Genomic DNA, 18,176 nt, shown 5'->3' on the forward strand with positions numbered 1-18,176 from the left:
AGGAAAGTCCCCAGGGCTAGGCAGGAATCTGACAATAATAAAAGCCAGGAAGTCCCTTATGCAGTGGTTGGTTTGATCTTAAACAGAATTGCAAACATGACTGGGACAACAATCAACGTAAGCACTGTAGCAAAACCAAGGCCTGCCATAATCGTAATTGCCATTGAGCCAAAGAACGCATCGAACACCAATGGAATCATACCCAGAATCGTTGTTAGTGCTGCCATGCTTACTGGACGTACGCGGCTAATTGCACTATCAACAATCGCTAAGTAAGGATCCTTGCCCGACTCTAGCTCAAGGTTGATTTGGTCTAGAAGTACGATACCGTTTTTCAGAATCATACCGCTCAAACTCAATAAACCAAGGAACGCGGTAAAGCTGAATGGCATGTTAGTGGTTAACAAACCAAACGAAACACCGATAATTGATAGCGGAACCGTAAACCAAATAACCAGTGGTTTCTTAAGTGAGTTAAACAGCAGCATCGTAATGATGAACATCAACAAGTAACCCATCGGCAGTGAGCCAAACAGACCTTCTTGTGCATCTTTCGATGATTCGTATTCACCGCCCCACGTAATTTCGTAGCCTTCAGGAATGTGCAGCGCCATTACTTTCGGTTGTACACGTGCAAACAAGCTTGCCGCGGTATCGTCACTCAGCACATCGTGGTCAGCCAATACCGTTAGAGTACGCTTACGGTCACGACGTTGGATCAACGGCTCTTCCCAATCTAGCTTCACACCATCAATTACTTGATCTACCGGGATGTACGTTTGTAGAGACGGACTCCAGATATTCACGTTCTGCAGTGACTCAAAGTCCACACGTTCTGCTTCTGGCAAACGAGTAACGATAGGCAGCGTGTGGGTACCATCACGTAGGAAGCCAAGTGCACTACCGCCAAATGCCATCTGTAGCGTGCTTGAAAGATCTTCTTTTGAGATACCCAAGCGACGTGCTTTTGATTCGTTAAATACCGGCACTAACTCTTTGGTGCGCTCACGCCAGTCGTGGCGAATGTTACGAGCACCTGGGTCGGTATGCAAAATGTCTTCGACTTGTACCGCTAAATCACGCAGCACTTGTGGATCCGGGCCAGTAATGCGCGCTTCAATCTTAGACGCTGGCGACGGACCGAATTCCATCAGTTTGAACTGGAACGTTGGCTTATCAAACGTCTTAGCTAGGCTGTCATCCAACTTATGTAGAAGCTTGAACATGTTCTCACGGTCGGTGGTACGAACTTGGAACTGCGCATAGGCTTCATAGCTCTTCTCCGGTTGATAAGTCAGAGCGAAACGTTGCAGACCTTGACCAATCGATACGGATACAAAGTCGATATCATCTTGAGTGCGAATATAGCTTTCAACTTCTTCCGCTTTCTTGATGGTCTCGCGAATGTCGGTCCCTTCTGGCATCCACATATCAACGTAGAACATCGGCGTGTTTGAAGGTGGGAAGAACTGTTGCTTCACACTGCCAAACGAAACCACAGCGCCAACAAGTAATGCCACCATACCTGCTACCGTCAACCAACGGAAACGCAGAGCCAGTTTAAGAGACGCACCGAACGCCACGAACAACCAACCTTTGTACGGGTCTTCGTCTTCAGCATCTGCGCCTTTGTCTTCCTCTTTCAATAGAAGATCCGCTAGGAATGGCGTTAGCGTAATCGCCGTAATCCAGCTCAAGAATAGCGAGAAACACAGAACCCAGAACAGAGAACCCATGAACTCACCAGTTGCATCTTGTGACAGACCGATAGGCGCAAACGCGGTAATAGCAATGACAGTCGCACCAAGTAGCGGCCACTGAGTTTGTTTCACGATATCTGTTGCGGCTTGAACTTTGGTTCGTCCCTTCTTAAGGCCAACCAATATCCCCTCCACCACCACGATGGCGTTGTCCACCAACATACCGAGCGCAATGATCAACGCACCAAGGGAAATACGGTGCAGCTCAATGTTGTTGTAGTTCATCAAGATGAAGGTACCGAATACCGTCAATAGAAGAACCAAACCAATGATCACGCCACTGCGCAGGCCCATGGTAAACAGCAACACGATAATTACGATCGCTACTGCTTCAGCCAAACTAATAACAAACGCTTTTACAGAGTCATCTACTTCTTGCGATTGGTTGTAGAAGTAGTTCATATCAAGCCCTGCAGGTTTAATACTCTCAAGGCTTGCCAGTTCAGCTTCGATACGTTGGCCTACTTCCACTACGTTTACGCCAGAGGCAAACGAAATACCGATGTTGATCGCTTTCTTGCCGTTGTACAGCAGTACATTGCCTGGTTTTTCTTGAATGCCACGGCTAATGGTCGCCACATCTTTCAAGCGAATCAGGTTACCCGTATCGCGACCATGAATGATCAGGTTTTCTAGTGCTTCTACGGTGTTTAATGTACCGCTTGGGCGAATAATAAGGCTCTCGCCGTTTACCATCACCTCGCCAGCAGAAACCACGTTGTTCTGCTGGTTCAGCAAACCCGAAATCACATTCATGTCGAGGTTCAGAGCTGCCAAGCGATCCAATGAGATCTCAACAAACAACATCTCTTGTTGGTCACCCGCGATGTCCACTTTACCCACGCCATCGATCAGCTCAAGCTCACGCGTCAGTTGGTCTGCGTAACGTTTTAGTTCGACGTAATCATAGTCGTCACCCGTTAGCATCAGCATCACGCCGTACACGTCACCAAAGTCATCAATGATTTGCAGAGATTGAACGCCTTGCGGCAAAGTTGGTTGCAGATCGTTGATTTTACGACGCATTTCATCCCAGATTTGCGGCAGTTCATCCGGACCGTAGTCCATCTTCATACTCACCATAATCTGCGACATACCACTTGAAGACGTTGACGTGATCTTATCGATGTAAGGCAGCTTACGAATCTCTTTTTCAAGCGGATACGTCAGCTCTTCTTCTACTTCTTTAGACGTTGCACCTGGGTAGGTTGCAATCACCATCGCATCTTTAATGGTAAATGCTGGGTCTTCCAATCGACCTAGTTCTAGGAACGACGTCACACCGCCGACCGCTAGAATAACGATGAACAGCCAGCTGATGACTTTGTTCTTAATTGAGTATTCAGCAATGCTCATTATTGTTGTTTCTCCACCACATCCACATGCTTACCTTCGCGCAGTTTGCGTAAGCTGGAATTCACTAATACATCGCCTTGAGCAACACCTGATGACACAATCGCACCTTCGCCATTCACTTGGTCGATGGTCACTTCCACTTTAGTGACAGCGTCACCATTTAATTTCCAAACAAAAAACTCACCAGTATGACTGCCTGCTTGAAGCGCCGTCATTGGAATGTTGTAACCGTCAATAGAAGTAATGCCCGCTTCGACCATATCCACAGCAACACTCACGCTGGTGCCCGGCAGAATCTCTTGTTCCGGTTGCGGCATGGTTAGGTACATTTGGTAAGTTTGGGTTTGTGCGTTCGGCTCGCTGGTGTGCTCTAAGTAATCTAACGGGTAAGATTGTGTATCACCCGAAAATGTCGCCTGAGGCTGGTAGCTCATGCTCTGAGTATTTGGATTCACCATTGCCAATACATTATCTGATAGCTCGATACGAACATAGACTTTGTCACTTTGATATAGGTTTAGAACTGGCTCACCAATTGCCACACGCTCAAAGCGCTCTTTGAATACATCAGAAACTTTGCCCGCAAACGGTGCAAACAGACGCGTGTAGTTCAGTTGGTTGGTTGCGTTGTAGAAGTTTGCTTCCGCCAGCTCTTTGTTCGCCGTTAGCTCATCCAACTCCGCTTTCGATATCATTTGGCGGTTATGCAGTTCTTCACCACGTTTAAGCTGACGAATCGCTAACGTATATTGCGCTTCTGCATCGTTTACCGCTTGCTTCTCTTTGCTGTCGTCCAGCTTAGCGATCATCTGGCCTTGTTTCACAGTGTCGCCTGCTTTAACTAACACGTGCTGCACTTCACCCGCACGGCGGAATGCAATTGGCGTTTGCTCGGCAGGAACGACCTGACCTTTAAATGTGCGAAATTGGCTTTTCACCGGTACATCAACAGACACCGTCGAGACATACAGTGGCTGCTCTGCCACGACTTCATCCGTACTGTTACAACCCGTCAGTACTGCAAGCGCAATAGCCGATACTGTGAATAGTGAACGTTTCATTAGATACCTTCCTCACGAACCCAAGCTTTCACTACTTGGCCTTCTACTAGGCGCTCAACACCTGCGATGACAACGTAGTCATTGTTATCAAGACCAGACTCCACACCACCATTGGCATTTAGTGACAAGGTCACCTTATTCACCTGTTGTGTTTCACTGTCCATAACCCATACCTCGCCTTGATTCGCATCTTTCGACACCCAAGCTGCATTTGGCAGCGTCATGGCGTTAGAAACGTTTTGCTTAGCGATGTGTACTTGACCCGTCATACCCGTCAGCAAGTTACGATCAGAAGGACGAGTAATCGTCACAATCGCTTCATAGCTGTTGGTATCGGCATTTGGTTGAGTTGAGATTTCTTTGAACTTACCTTGGATGCGATTGTTAGGCTCGCTGTCCATGGTGACCCACATTTCTGCGTCTTTTAGAGAGTTCAATGACACAGCTTCAGCGTAAGTCACAGGCAAAGTGAACGACACATCCAAGGTGGTATTGTCGATCAAGTTCAGGATTTCTTGTTTCGCCGCAACCACTTGGTATGGCTTCACATACGTATAAGACACCACACCATCGAACGGCGCATGAATTTCTGTGTAGCTTAAGTCGGTCTTCGCTTGTTCTAGATTTGCTAATGCCGCTTTGTATTGCGTTTCTTGCTGGTCATAGCTATCAGCACTGATCAACTTCTTGTTGTACAAGCTCTTCGAGCGTTCCCACTGAGTCTTAGCCAAAGAGTACTGTGCCTGTGACGCATCAAGCGCCAACTGCAAATCTTTAGGGTCTAGCGTTGCAAGCACATCGCCCTGCTTCACTTCTTCACCCATTCGCACGATCAACTTCTCAATCTCGCCACCTACCTGAAATGAAAGTTGGGCTCTGTAGGTTGCATCTATTCGTGCAAGGAATGCATCAGAATCGGCAACCGTCAGATCATTAACAGCAAGCAATTTCACAGGTTTGATTAATGGCTCGGACGGTTCTGATACGGCTTTGTTACACCCTGTCAGCATCGTAGCGAGGCTTAATGCCACCGCGGCTCCGACAAATGTGCGCTTTAGATATTGTTTTCGCACTGGCTTTCTCCATCGACTTAATATTTACTACACAGATGTGCAGTATAGGAGCAATAAAAAAATGATCAACATATTTTCCATGTGGATAATAAAATAATTAGGCAAATGGTGTGGTTTCTGGTAAAAATAGGCGCGTTGATTAATATTCGGGAAAATTCGAACTATGACAGAAAGAAAGCAAGGCCGTAGAAGTGCTGAAGCCGCTGAGCAAACTAAGTGTCTTATTCTTAGAGTTGCGGCGGATATGTTCTGTGAGTTGGGGTACGAACGCGTCTCGCTTCGCAACATCAGTGAAAAGGCTGGTGTCTCCCATAGTTTGATTCGCCACCACTTCGGCAGCAAAGAAAAGATCTGGCAAGCTGTGAGTGATGCCATGGATGAATTCATGCAAGGCTACATGGCGCAGTTGGTTGACGAAATGCCAGCAAACACCCCGTCTAATCAGAAGATCTACCTATTTATGGTAAGGATGCTGGCCTTTGCGCTCAAACACCCACATCCAATCCAGATGATTGCCGATGCAATCCGCCATGGCGACGATGCATTACTGCAATACTTCCTTAAATCAAAAGATGAGTTCGCGGCCATCTTTACCGAGCTATTTGCCGAGTACAACGTTGAGTACCCTGAGCATCAAATCGACCAGTGGGAATCAAAATGGCAAATGCTGGTATTCGCACACGGCGCAATCAGCTTAACCCCGATGATGCAAGAAACATGGCCAGAAGATGCAGACAATCGCGAAAAAATGCTGCTTAATCATTGGGAGTTATTCAACACCATCATGGCGAACCAGTTCAGTGTGAACAAAGAAGAAATGATCCACCCAAGTGAGTTGAGCGAAATCGTAACGCAAATGTGCTGCCCGATTGAAGAACTCACTGCATAAGCAAGTTACTCAAAAGAACATAGAAAATGCCGAGCACTAAGCTCGGCATTTTGTTTGTACTGGTCATTTCAGAGAGAAAGCAAAATGGAACCTACTTCATAGTTACTTATTCCTAAACGCAACACTGTAGTTATACAGCGCGTGGAAGGAAGATTCCTAGTCTCGCCTAGTTTTACGTAGTCTCGTTGGAATAACGAGCCTTATTTAACTCTCTAAATCAATAAATTAGCTAAATTAACCACGGTAGTAACGCTGTGGTACGAATGGCATTTTCTCTACCGTCATTGGTAGTTTTTTGCCACGTACTTCTGCAAACAGCTCAGTACCAATCGCCGCAAGATCTGCGCGTACATAACCCATTGATACTGGCTTACCTGCGTTAGGGCCTGCTGTACCACTGGTTACCACACCAATCTTGTTACCTTCTGCATCAAACAGCTCTGCACCTTCACGTACTGGTGCTTTCGTTTGACCAACTAGGCCGATACGCTTACGGACAACATCTTTCGTTTCGATCTGCTTAAGAATGATGTCTGCACCAGGGAAACCACCCGCACGCTCACCATCTGCACGGCGCACTTTTTGAATGCCCCATAGTAAGCTTGCTTCAACTGGTGTCGTTGTTGTATCTAGGTCGTGACCGTATAGGCACAAGCCACACTCAAGACGCAGTGAGTCACGAGCGCCAAGACCAATCCACTCAACTTCTTCTTCGCCAGTTAGCTTACGAGCAAGCTCTTCTGCTTTATCTGCAGGTACAGAGATTTCGTAACCATCTTCGCCCGTGTAACCACTACGAGAAACAATGCACTCAACGCCAAGTAGCTCTACTTTACGAACGTCCATAAACAGCATCTCTGCTACTTCAGGAGCAAAACGCGTAAGCACTTCTGCCGCTTTAGGGCCTTGAATCGCAAGCAGTGCACGATCATCAATGATTTCTAGCTCAATGCCAGATGGAAGGTGAGCTTGAAGGTGTGCAATGTCTTGTTCTTTACATGCAGCGTTTACAACCACAAACAGATGATCGCCAAGGTTAGCCACCATCAAGTCATCCATGATGCCGCCCTGCTCGTTAGTAAAGAACGCGTAACGTTGCTTGCCTGCGCCTAGGTCAACAATATCCACTGGAACCAGAGTTTCTAGGAATGCAGCTGCACCGTCACCAATCAAACGAAGTTGACCCATGTGAGAAACATCGAACAGACCTGCTGCATCACGTGTGTGTAAGTGTTCTTTCTTTACGCCTAGTGGGTATTGAACTGGCATGTCGTAACCCGCGAACGGGACCATCTTTGCGCCTACTTCAACATGAAGTGCATGCAGTGGTGTTTTCAGAAGTTCTTGAGTCATTTTCGTCTCCATTTAGATAGACCCGAGAATGCTGTCGGCATTCGCATCGAATAATGTTTCCAATAATAAACACGCTTGATTCAATTTTGCACGAACAAGACATCGCTCGACTTTCAAAAGTGTGACTTTTAACATTTTAATCACAATAAAACGCATAAAAAAGGCGCTCTATTGAGTGAGATGTCATCAATAGAGCGCCATGATAACGCATTTAAAACCAATAGCAATCGTTTGCTTTCACTATAGGAAATTTACAACTATTTATCACTATTTGGCAGTGACCCACAAAATGTTCGCATCTTCTTCGCTCACACTGGTCAACATATGGCCCATGTTCGCATCGTAGTAAACACTGTCGCCTTCACTTAATACAACAGGCTCATAGAACTCCGAATAGAACATAACCTCGCCTGATAATATAAGTAGAAACTCTTCGCCATCATGACGAACCCAGTCTTTGTATTCATCAAAACTGCGGGCACGAATTTGGCTCTTAAAAGGCATCATTTTCTTATTGGAAAGTTGAGTCGCCAGCAGCTCGTGTTCGTAGGTTTGAGTCGGGTGTGGTTTACCCTCTTTCTTCTTAGTGATATCACGACGACCTGTCGCCACCTTTTTCCTTGGTGGTTCAAATAGTTGCGGCATATCAATTTGCAGACCAAGTGCCAGTTTCTGCATTGCTTGGAACGTTGGAGAAATCTGTTCGTTCTCGATCTTACTTAGCGTAGAACGAGCAAGGCCAGTACGTTGGCTCGCCTCTTCTAGCGTGATACCAAGTTTAGAGCGGATATCTTTAATGCGCTGACCGAGCTTAAGCGGTTCTATATTCTGGTCTTGCTGCTCTTTCGCCAACGTCATTGACGGGTATTCATCGTAAATACTTTCTGCCATAAATCCCTCTGTAAAACTTCTTTATTCCTTCCTATTAGCATTGTGCATGAACCCTATAGTGGATAAAAGTCCACCGAGTTAATTAAAGCGTGCTCTTGTTAACAAAACCAGAAATCTCGTTTCCTATAGGAAATTTTTGGTTGATTGTTCGTTCCTCAGGGGGTATGTTACCAACTTGTTAGATGTAGAGATGCACATTTCCGTTAGAGATTGGACTGGAGAAAGCACAATCCAGCGGAGTTTTAACCCACTTATTCGGGTCGAAAGTCACTCTGTTCTGCTAATGCAGTTCAGCTGTTTTGAGGACAAATGAGCCACCATCGCAATCAAACAACTATTTCTACTGCGGGTTCATTTTCAGATTTGGAAGGTCAACTACCATGAACAAGAGTTACCCTAACCACAGCTTGGAAAACTTTTTCTCTACCAACCTCTCCGCGACAGATGACGCTGTCTTTGCTGGAATTCAGGCAGAATTCGCTCGCCAAAACGAACAAATCGAACTTATCGCTTCTGAGAACATCGTTTCTAAAGCGGTAATGCAAGCTCAAGGCACATGCCTAACAAACAAATACGCTGAAGGTTACCCAGGTCGCCGTTACTATGGTGGTTGTGAGCACGTAGATACAGTGGAAGCCATTGCTATCGAACGCGCGAAAAAACTTTTCAATTGTGAATACGCAAACGTTCAACCACACTCAGGCGCTCAGGCAAACGGCGCAGTAAAACTGGCACTGCTTCAACCTGGCGACACCATCCTTGGTATGTCTCTAGACGCAGGTGGCCACCTAACACACGGTGCACGCCCAGCACTTTCTGGTAAATGGTTTAACGCAGTGCAATACGGCGTTGACCGCGAAACACTAGAAATCAACTACGACGACGTTCGTGAGCTAGCACTTGAGCACCAACCTAAAATGATCATCGCAGGTGGTAGTGCAATTCCACGTACTATCGACTTCGCAAAATTCCGCGAAATCGCAGACGAAGTGAACGCGATTCTTATGGTCGACATGGCGCACATTGCTGGCCTTATCGCAACAGGCGCACACCCTAGCCCGCTTCCACACGCACACGTTGTAACGACGACAACGCACAAAACATTGCGTGGCCCACGTGGCGGTATGATTCTGACCAACCACGAAGACATCATTAAGAAAATCAACTCAGCGGTATTCCCAGGTTTACAAGGCGGCCCACTGATGCACGTGATTGCTTCTAAAGCAGTGGCATTCGGTGAAGCCCTAGGTCCTGAATTCAGAACTTATATTGATTCAGTGATCAACAACGCAAAAGTCATGGCAGAAGTATTGCAAACTCGCGGTTGCGACATCGTAACTGGTGGTACTGACACGCACCTAATGCTGGTAGACCTTCGCCCTAAAGGCTTGAAAGGTAACAAAGCAGAAGAAGCTCTAGAGCGTGCAGGCATCACATGTAACAAAAATGGCATCCCATTCGACACAGAGAAGCCTATGATTACATCGGGCATCCGTTTAGGAACGCCTGCGGGTACAAGCCGCGGCTTTGGCGCTGAAGAATTCAAACTCATCGGTAATTGGATTGGTGACGTACTGGACGGATTGGTCAACAACCCAGAAGGTGACGCAGAAGTAGAACAACGCGTACGCAAGCAAGTAAAAGAGCTTTGCAGTCGCTTCCCTCTTTACCAGTAAGAAAGATTTATTAAATCAGAAACTATCCTGACAAGTTATTTGGAGATTAAGCAATGGACAAAACACTGAAGTTTACAGATAGCCACGAGTGGGTACGTGACAACGGTGACGGCACAGTAACTATCGGTATTTCAGAGCACGCTCAAGAGATGCTAGGTGACGTAGTATTCGTTGACCTACCAGACGTAGATGACGAAGTTGAAGCAGGCGAAAGCTTTTCTTTGGTTGAGTCAGTAAAAGCGGCTTCAGACATCTACTCACCAATCACTGGTGAAGTAGTTGAAATCAATGAAGAACTAGAAGACAGCCCAGAGCTAATCAACGAAGAACCATACGAAGGTGGTTGGATTGTGAAAGTGAAGCTTTCAAACCCATCTGAGTTGGATGACTTAAAAGATGCGGAAGAATACCTAAGCTCTATCGAAGAAGAGTAATTAGGATGAGACGAAAGCTGTCCCCTAGCATAACGATTAGTGGACAGCTTTTTTTCTAGGTTCGGACGTATAATTAAATGTGTCAGATGACCATTTCCGTTACCCGGACCAAGGAGTAGGTAAAGGACAATGACTGAATTACTTCAAAGCCTCAGCACACAAAACGAGTTCGTTGCTCGCCACAATGGACCAAACAAATCTGATCAACAGAAAATGTTGGAAGCGATCAACGCAGTTAGCCTAGATGCGCTTATCGACGAAACCGTACCGGCACAAATTCGCCTAGAGCAGCCAATGAGCTTGGCAGAAGCAAAAAGCGAAGCAGACATGCTGGCAGCGATGCGTGAATTCGCGGATCAGAACCAAGTTAAACGTACATTCATCGGTCAGGGTTACTACAACACCTTCACGCCGAACGTAATTCTACGTAACGTGATGGAAAACCCAGGCTGGTACACCGCTTACACTCCTTACCAACCAGAGATCTCACAAGGTCGTCTAGAAGCCCTTCTAAACTACCAACAAATGGTGATGGATCTTACTGGTATGGAAATCGCGAACGCGTCATTGCTAGATGAAGCAACGGCAGCCGCAGAAGCGATGACACTTTGTAAGCGTGCGGGTAAGAGCAAGAGTAACGTATTCTTCGTTGCTGACGACGTTCACCCACAAACCATCGAAGTGGTAAAAACTCGTGCGAAATTCATCGGCTTTGAAGTCCTAGTCGGTTCTCTAGATTCACTGCCAGAACAAGACGTATTCGGCGCACTAGTTCAATACCCAGGCACAACGGGTGAAGTTCGTGACCTAACGGACATCATCGCAAAAGCGCAAGCAAACAAAACGCTAGTAACCGTAGCAACTGACCTATTGGCTTCTGCCCTACTCAAACCTGCGGGTGAAATGGGCGCAGACGTAGCAATCGGCTCGGCACAACGTTTCGGCGTTCCTATGGGTTACGGTGGTCCACACGCGGCCTTCATGGCAACACGTGACAAGCACAAGCGTACAATGCCAGGTCGAGTTATCGGTGTTTCTATCGATACCAACGGCAACCAAGCACTGCGCATGGCAATGCAAACGCGTGAGCAGCACATCCGTCGTGAAAAAGCGACATCAAACATCTGTACCGCTCAAGCTCTACTAGCGAACATGGCGTCTTTCTACGCGGTTTACCACGGCGCAGAAGGTCTACGCACAATTGCTCGTCGTACGCACCACATGACAGCCATCCTAGCTGCTGGCCTAACGAAAGGCGGCTTCGAGCTTGCTCACAACAGCTTCTTCGACACTATCACCATCAATACTGGTGCACAAACTGAAGACCTATACGCGAAAGCACTAGCAGCAGACCTTAACCTACGTAAGTTGGGTACTCAGCTAGGTGTGAGCTTCGACGAGACCACAACCGTGGCAGACGTAGACGCCCTATTCGCAGTATTCGGCGTGAAAGAAGAAGTGGCAGCACTATCAACTGAAATCGCAGGCAACGAATTTGCAGCGATTCCAGAAGCACTGCGCCGCACAACAGAATACCTAACGCACCCTGTGTTTAACACGCACCACAGCGAAACACAGATGATGCGTTACCTAAAACAGCTAGAGAACAAAGACTTCTCGCTAACGCACGGCATGATCCCACTGGGCAGCTGTACGATGAAGCTGAACGCAGCAGCAGAGATGATTCCGGTAACTTGGCCTGAGTTTGGTTCGATCCACCCGTTCGCACCAGCAGAACAAGCAGCCGGTTACGCAGCACTAGCAAAAGATCTGAAAGAGAAGCTATGTGAAATCACAGGCTACGACGCATTCTCACTGCAACCAAACTCTGGTGCATCGGGTGAGTACGCAGGTCTTATTGCGATTCAACGCTACCACGAAAGCCGTGGCGAAGGTCACCGCAACGTATGTTTGATCCCAAGCTCTGCGCACGGTACTAACCCTGCAACAGCGTCTATGGTGTCGATGAAAGTGGTTGTGGTTAAGTGTGATGAAGAAGGTAACATCGACGTCACTGACCTAGCAGCGAAAATCGAGAAGCACAAAGACAACCTATCAAGCATCATGATCACTTACCCTTCTACGCACGGCGTATACGAAGAGCAAGTGAAAGAAGTGTGTGAAATGGTTCATGCAGCGGGTGGTCAGGTTTACCTAGACGGCGCAAACATGAACGCACAGGTTGGTCTAACAACGCCGGGCTTTATTGGCTCAGACGTTTCTCACCTAAACCTACACAAAACCTTCTGTATCCCACACGGTGGTGGCGGTCCGGGTATGGGTCCTATCGGTGTTAAATCGCACCTAGCGCCTTTCCTACCGGGTCACATTGAAAACGGTGCAGACGGCGAAAACTTCGCAGTATCAGCAGCGGATATGGGTAGCGCATCTATCCTGCCTATCTCTTGGGCCTACATTGCGATGATGGGTGAAGCTGGCCTAACAGACGCAACAAAAGTAGCGATTCTGAACGCGAACTACGTGATGGAAACACTACGTCCTCACTACCCTGTTCTTTACCGTGGTACTAACGGCCGCGTAGCGCACGAATGTATTATCGACATTCGTCCACTAAAAGAAGAAACGGGCATCAGCGAAGAAGACATCGCGAAGCGTCTAATGGACTACGGTTTCCACGCACCAACCATGTCGTTCCCTGTAGCAGGCACACTAATGGTTGAGCCAACGGAATCGGAAGATCTAGAAGAGCTAGACCGCTTCTGTGATGCGATGATCGCAATCCGTGAAGAGATGACGAAGGTTAAGAACGGTGAATGGCCGCTAGATAACAACCCGCTTGTTAATGCGCCACACACTCAAGTTGACCTAGCGAAAGAAGAATGGGATCGCCCTTACTCTCGTGAGCTTGGCTGCTTCCCTTCTAAAGCAACCAAATCTTGGAAGTACTGGCCAACAGTAAACCGCGTAGATAACGTATACGGCGACCGTAACCTAATCTGCTCGTGCCCAAGCATCGATAACTACGAAGACTAATTTTTGTAGAATCTAAATAGACAAAGGCGAACCGATTGGTTCGCCTTTTTGTTTGGAGGTTTTTGTAACCCACTTTTGGACAATTCCGAGTTACAAATTTCCCTAATTTAGAATTTCATGAATTATATGACGTATTGAAAATACCTCTAACCTAGTGGCCAAGCATCTATATTGTATAACGTAGAAGCTTAACAACTTCTTTCTTAGCTTTTAAAGCTTAGACTTAGCCTCAATAGGTAGCCTTGGACGCAAATCAAGAAAGTGCACATGTATATAGGCTCCGCCTCCCAAAGTCTTTTGTACTCTGTCCGCCTCTGCAGTCAGCAGCGAAAACAATTCATCCGCTTTGATCTTGCGCTCTTCATCTGGATGTTGCCATTGACGGTCTTTTGCAAGAGTCACCAGCAAAGCGCCTGCTTTACTGTACTCTGCTGCCATGTACTTTCTAACAAGCTGATTTTCTATTGTATCTCGTAAGTCTTTCGCTGTTCGCCCATCACCAAGTTTTAGTTCAATCACTGCTTCATGCTTAGAAAGAACAGAGCGCAAACGTATATCAGTCTCCTTTTCGTCAGCTGTAACAGCCTCCTGGTCCACAGTGTAGATCGAGTTTGCTGCATAGCCCAGCTCGCGCGAAATTTCTCGACGCATGACCCTCTCGTCTGATATCCCTGCCCAAGCCTCTCGCGGTGACGTGTCACGTAGAAGAAGGTTGTCTAGATCAGACAGCCTATCCTTCAAAATCGCAAACATGGCTTCATTCGTTGAAGCAGGCGCTTCCCCACTTATATCAAGCGCTACTACTTGATCCTCGTCAAATACCTCAGCATCAATTTCTTGCGCCCACTTCTCTTCTGCCACAGCCAAAATGCGGTCCTTGAAATGAGCGCACAAAGGATCTGCTGCCATCTCGAGCTTGGCAGCCAAGCCATCCTCGCCTTTCGCGTTGAGTAATGCAGTTACAATGCTATTGCGTGCCTTTTCCGCGTTGTCTCGAGTGTCAGGTGAATAGATCCCGTCGTGATTCGCATCGTCTTGTATTCGAACGTGGCGATAGGCCGAACGAAGAAGCCTCAGCAGTAGTTGCGGCTTGAATCGTTCGTCACCCAAACTAATTCCATCTTGACGATCACCAAAGAGGCTGGCCAGCCATGTCACAGCGTCTGATCGCTCAGATGGTTCAACTATATCAATCTTATCCGTCAGCTTTTCAACACCTGCCTGCGGGTCAATTCGCATTAAGGTTGACAACAAAACAAGGCACAGCGGAAATGGCAATTGTTGTTCCAATCTTTGTTGTGCCCATTCTAGAAGTCTCTTAATTTCCGCAGCATCGCCATGCTTCAAGATTACCCGCGTGACTTGCCGAACTGTTTCAGTCATTCCGGTCGTGTTATCGGCGTCATTAATCCAGTCCCCACCGTCATATAGCCAGAATTCCAGTCGTGGTAAAAATAAACTGGCAACCCTCTCAGGAGCATAATCAATTCCTTGGAGTAGGATCGAATATCCATGCTCACCTGACAGCTGATTCAGCTCCCACGACAATTCATTTCCAAGCGTCCGGTCCACAGCGAGTGGATGCGAGTCTACGAGAGCCTCGATCCACTGAGGCAGGCCGTTTTCAATCAGAGCGTACCGCGCGGCTAGCTCGGCTTCGGCATCGTTGAGTTTAGCCGCCCAATCGGGGGCCTCCGCTTCGGCGTAGATCGCGGTCAGACCAAGCTGCCAACGTACAAGAAATAAATTTCGCTCACCTTTAGGCCTTTCGCTAGGAAAAGTTGGGTGGTCATCACGCCAGATCTTCATCAGTACCCTGCGAAGCTTGTCGGCCGTTTCTTGATTGAACTGCTCTTCAATGAATCGCCGGTTCCAGCCTGACGATCGACTGTCCTCACCATCATGACGCATGGCGTGCCACAAGTTCCAAGCTGTGTTCCAGCTATGCTCCGTCGAAAATGCGTTTTCAGGCTGATTGGCAACTTCTCGCCAAAACTGAATCCAACTCGCGCGGTTCTTGGCCTTACGTCGCTCTTCTTGCTCTTTTCGTTTAGCCTGCTTCTTTTCCCAACGACGATGTTCTTTGTCGTGCTTCGAAGGCCTTAGCCAGTCGTTAAGTCTTTGCTCAAGTAAAGGTTCATCCACTATGAGTGGCCTAAGTCCGTCAACGTGTTTTTTCCATGTATCATGATCTGGCGACAGACGGATGGCTGCCTCTAAGAACATTGCGCGTTCACCTGCATCTCGGGTGGGGTTGCCAAGCGCTTCTCTCACCCAAGTCAGATCCCGGTCCGGTCTTAGCTGAACCGGTCCATCGTGATTAATGATCTCTGCGAGCCGCCTCCGGGGATCTTGGATTTCATGGAGCGACTGCAGCAAAGCGTCATCAACTAAGAAAAGACGCTCATTGTCTACTGCTTTCAGATTGTTCAGCCGTTCGCGAAGTGATTTGATCGGCTTATCGTCCCAATGGTCTCGGTGGTGTAATCGCAATGCGATTACACCACCGTGCAGCCACTGGCCGTCTTGGCTTATGTCGAGGGCGCGTTCACATGTTGCCGCGAGTGCTCCACTGAGATGCGGCCGATCACTCGTAATATGCGGCCACTCTTTTCGCCATTTAAGCCCCTCGGAGACTAGCGCGAGGAGACCATCACGAAGTTCCTCAAGAACAGGGAGGTCAAGAGGCATTCCTGCTATCAGGCTTGGTAGTTGCCAACTAAGAGCGCTTACATTCCTCTTCTCTCGCTTTATCCATCGAAGGGTCCGACAAAGCTGCTCAACTGACATGTATTTTGGGAAAAGGCGTAAAATGGCACCGCGTACTACTCTGTCAGGCCAGAGATCATCAGCATCAGCTATCATGGCAGAAACTATCCCTAATCTCTTGTCAGCAAGGGCTACTAATGCGTCAATAGCCAGTATGCGCTCAACTGCATTTGCTTCAATGTCCTGAGTAATATCGAATACGATGTTTGCACAAGCTTCTATGCGCCCCGCCTCGACAAGACTGATGAGGAATTCTCGCACATCCGGATTCTCTACTCCATTGCGCCAAATCCTGTCGATTTCTTCTGCCAACTCGTTCGATGCAAATCGGTGGACCTGAATGTGAGGCACCTGAAGACCTCTCCATCCCCCTGAGCCGTAGCGCTCAGCATAGGCGCGAAGAGCTTGATTTCGCTGCGCCTGCGTTAGCGATTCTGGGTCGCCTTCATCCAGAAGCACTGCAGGTTCATTGTCACGCAAGAGTTCAAATATCCCGTTTTCTTTCAAGGCTAGCCACCCCGCCACTGGTCGCTTGGACGGGCGAACGATTGTGTTACCTTTGGTCTCTGCGAAGAGAAGGCGTTTAAGGGCTCGAAACGGCATCCCTTGTCTTCGAAAAGCTATTAGCCGCTCAGCAGCTAGATATTCGGTAACAGAGCGATGATGGAAGCGCACTCGGCCATAAGAAGAGAAGCCAAATAACGGACGCTCAAGCAGTGCTTTTCGTTCATTCGGCTGCCAATCGGACAGGATGATCGCGGGATCGATAGCTGCCTCCTCATCCGCAGAATAGGATGCTGCACTATGACGAATGGTTATGCGACGTGTCATCTGCACAGCAAGCGCGAGTCGGCTAGCCCCTTCGATCGCCTTGTCGACAGACAGTTCCGCCGGCTCAGCTCTGTCTTCGCGAGGAAGCAACTTCACGCGAACATTCGTGGCAACTTGATCGCGATGTGTTCGGATGCGTTTATGCTCTCGCCAGTCCGTACATAACTCAATGAGGTCCTGAGGCCTGCGTGCAAACTCTAGGGCATTGCGACGTCGTAAATCTTCAAGCAGAAGATCAGGATCGCTCATTCCCTGGTGTCGACAAAAATCGACGATCTGTTCGTCCGACAGCGGCATCAGGGCTACAGACCGCCAATCGGGCGATTGATTTTTGCTTCTGTTGTCGTGTTGCTCCCGGTGCTCTCGCATTGCGATCTTCGCAAATGCCTCTTCATCGGGCTCCGAAGATGGCACCTGAGGAACAGGCAGTATCTTTCTGACCAGCTGTTCGTCGAAGGGGATCGGCCTTGTCGTAATTACAACTCGAGCTTGGTGAAGCTGACTTCCGATACACTTTTTCAGTCGTTTGAGCGCTCGCTCAAACGAACCCATCGTCAATTTTAGCTCATCAATCGAGTCCAAAAAGAATGTCGCCACCTCTGACTGTGAGGCAAACCACTCATCCAGCCGGGCTTCTTCATCTACATCTAACAGACTGCGAAGGTCTTCTGTCGCCAACGATGCCAACTCAACGAAGAATGCGGGCTCTCCCGCAGCCCAAAGGCGCTCCGCCTGTTTACGGCATTCGTAGGTTTTTCCCGCCCCCGCCTCGGAAATTATCAATACACGTTTTGAATGCAGCAAATCATCCCATGTATATCCTCGCGACCAGCCCAGACTGACCAAGAATGACTGTTGGTCGGCATCATTAACCTTCCCATCTGGAATATCGTTGAAAGTCCTTTCTATCATGATATTAATGCTACCTATTGGACAAGCAATACTCCGTTGGGTATTGCCTGAAGCTCATTTATCACAAAACAACACTGAAAAATATACAAGAATGTTATCACCGATATATGGTGCTAACTAGTAATAATAGATAGCTCTACAGGCTCTTGAGCGCTTTCTAACCGAATAATCAGACAT

The 18,176-nt window shown here is 47.8% G+C and carries 10 protein-coding genes; 4 read left to right on the forward strand and 6 right to left on the reverse strand.

From position 1 onward, the window contains the following. Positions 1-56 precede the first annotated feature (56 nt). The 3 genes from BSZ04_RS08860 to BSZ04_RS08870 are packed head-to-tail and all read right to left on the reverse strand — an operon-like array spanning position 57 to position 5,250. Positions 57-3,116: an efflux RND transporter permease subunit gene (locus BSZ04_RS08860; protein WP_010451965.1), complete on the reverse strand. Its 3,060-nt coding sequence runs from the start codon at positions 3,114-3,116 to the stop codon at positions 57-59. Beyond that, positions 3,116-4,177 (reverse strand): efflux RND transporter periplasmic adaptor subunit, encoded by a 1,062-nt coding sequence (locus tag BSZ04_RS08865; protein WP_071234468.1) that lies wholly within the window; start codon positions 4,175-4,177, stop codon positions 3,116-3,118. Before BSZ04_RS08865 ends, BSZ04_RS08860 begins: the two co-directional genes overlap by 1 nt. Then, positions 4,177-5,250 (reverse strand): efflux RND transporter periplasmic adaptor subunit, encoded by a 1,074-nt coding sequence (locus BSZ04_RS08870; protein WP_038884000.1) that lies wholly within the window; start codon positions 5,248-5,250, stop codon positions 4,177-4,179. The genes BSZ04_RS08865 and BSZ04_RS08870 overlap by 1 nt, the downstream gene beginning before the upstream one ends. 163 nt (positions 5,251-5,413) lie before the next feature. Between BSZ04_RS08870 and BSZ04_RS08875 the strand changes: the two genes are divergently transcribed. Continuing rightward, complete coding sequence (locus BSZ04_RS08875; protein WP_088880196.1) at positions 5,414-6,139, forward strand: TetR/AcrR family transcriptional regulator; 726 nt, start codon at positions 5,414-5,416, stop codon at positions 6,137-6,139. Positions 6,140-6,373: 234 nt separating this feature from the next. On the opposite strand, the gene gcvT is transcribed toward BSZ04_RS08875, so the two are convergent. Beyond that, positions 6,374-7,492: a glycine cleavage system aminomethyltransferase GcvT gene (gene gcvT / locus BSZ04_RS08880; RefSeq protein WP_088880197.1), complete on the reverse strand. Its 1,119-nt coding sequence runs from the start codon at positions 7,490-7,492 to the stop codon at positions 6,374-6,376. 267 nt (positions 7,493-7,759) lie between these two features. Next, the gene (locus BSZ04_RS08885) at positions 7,760-8,383 is read right to left on the reverse strand and encodes a helix-turn-helix domain-containing protein (RefSeq protein ID WP_010451970.1); all 624 of its coding nucleotides are present in this window, start codon (positions 8,381-8,383) and stop codon (positions 7,760-7,762) included. Positions 8,384-8,763: 380 nt separating this feature from the next. Here BSZ04_RS08885 and BSZ04_RS08890 point away from each other — a divergent pair, with 380 nt between their 5' ends. From BSZ04_RS08890 to gcvP, 3 genes are all read left to right on the forward strand, one after another. Then, positions 8,764-10,059 (forward strand): serine hydroxymethyltransferase, encoded by a 1,296-nt coding sequence (locus BSZ04_RS08890; protein WP_010451971.1) that lies wholly within the window; start codon positions 8,764-8,766, stop codon positions 10,057-10,059. Between the two features lie 53 nt (positions 10,060-10,112). Beyond that, positions 10,113-10,493, forward strand: a complete 381-nt coding sequence (gene gcvH / locus BSZ04_RS08895) for a glycine cleavage system protein GcvH (protein ID WP_010451972.1) — start codon at positions 10,113-10,115, stop codon at positions 10,491-10,493. A gap of 129 nt (positions 10,494-10,622) precedes the next feature. Next, positions 10,623-13,487, forward strand: coding sequence for an aminomethyl-transferring glycine dehydrogenase (gene gcvP / locus BSZ04_RS08900; RefSeq protein WP_088880198.1), 2,865 nt, complete (start codon positions 10,623-10,625; stop codon positions 13,485-13,487). 210 nt (positions 13,488-13,697) lie between these two features. On the opposite strand, the gene BSZ04_RS08905 is transcribed toward gcvP, so the two are convergent. Beyond that, the gene (locus tag BSZ04_RS08905; protein ID WP_088880199.1) at positions 13,698-17,999 is read right to left on the reverse strand and encodes an NACHT domain-containing protein; all 4,302 of its coding nucleotides are present in this window, start codon (positions 17,997-17,999) and stop codon (positions 13,698-13,700) included. Positions 18,000-18,176 lie beyond the last annotated feature (177 nt).

The organism is Vibrio rotiferianus, assembly GCF_002214395.1.
GTDB classification, from domain to species: Bacteria; Pseudomonadota; Gammaproteobacteria; order Enterobacterales; family Vibrionaceae; genus Vibrio; species Vibrio rotiferianus.

Bases quoted from the DNA above. Each gene is read 5' to 3' on its own strand.
- gcvH (WP_010451972.1), top strand. From the start codon at position 10,113: ATGGACAAAACACTGAAGTTTACAGATAGCCACGAGTGGGTACGTGAC.
- gcvP (WP_088880198.1), top strand. From the start codon at position 10,623: ATGACTGAATTACTTCAAAGCCTCAGCACACAAAACGAGTTCGTTGCT.
- BSZ04_RS08865 (WP_071234468.1), bottom strand. From the start codon at position 4,177: ATGAAACGTTCACTATTCACAGTATCGGCTATTGCGCTTGCAGTACTG.
- BSZ04_RS08905 (WP_088880199.1), bottom strand. From the start codon at position 17,999: ATGATAGAAAGGACTTTCAACGATATTCCAGATGGGAAGGTTAATGAT.
- BSZ04_RS08875 (WP_088880196.1), top strand. From the start codon at position 5,414: ATGACAGAAAGAAAGCAAGGCCGTAGAAGTGCTGAAGCCGCTGAGCAA.
- BSZ04_RS08885 (WP_010451970.1), bottom strand. From the start codon at position 8,383: ATGGCAGAAAGTATTTACGATGAATACCCGTCAATGACGTTGGCGAAA.
- BSZ04_RS08890 (WP_010451971.1), top strand. From the start codon at position 8,764: ATGAACAAGAGTTACCCTAACCACAGCTTGGAAAACTTTTTCTCTACC.
- gcvT (WP_088880197.1), bottom strand. From the start codon at position 7,492: ATGACTCAAGAACTTCTGAAAACACCACTGCATGCACTTCATGTTGAA.
- BSZ04_RS08860 (WP_010451965.1), bottom strand. From the start codon at position 3,116: ATGAGCATTGCTGAATACTCAATTAAGAACAAAGTCATCAGCTGGCTG.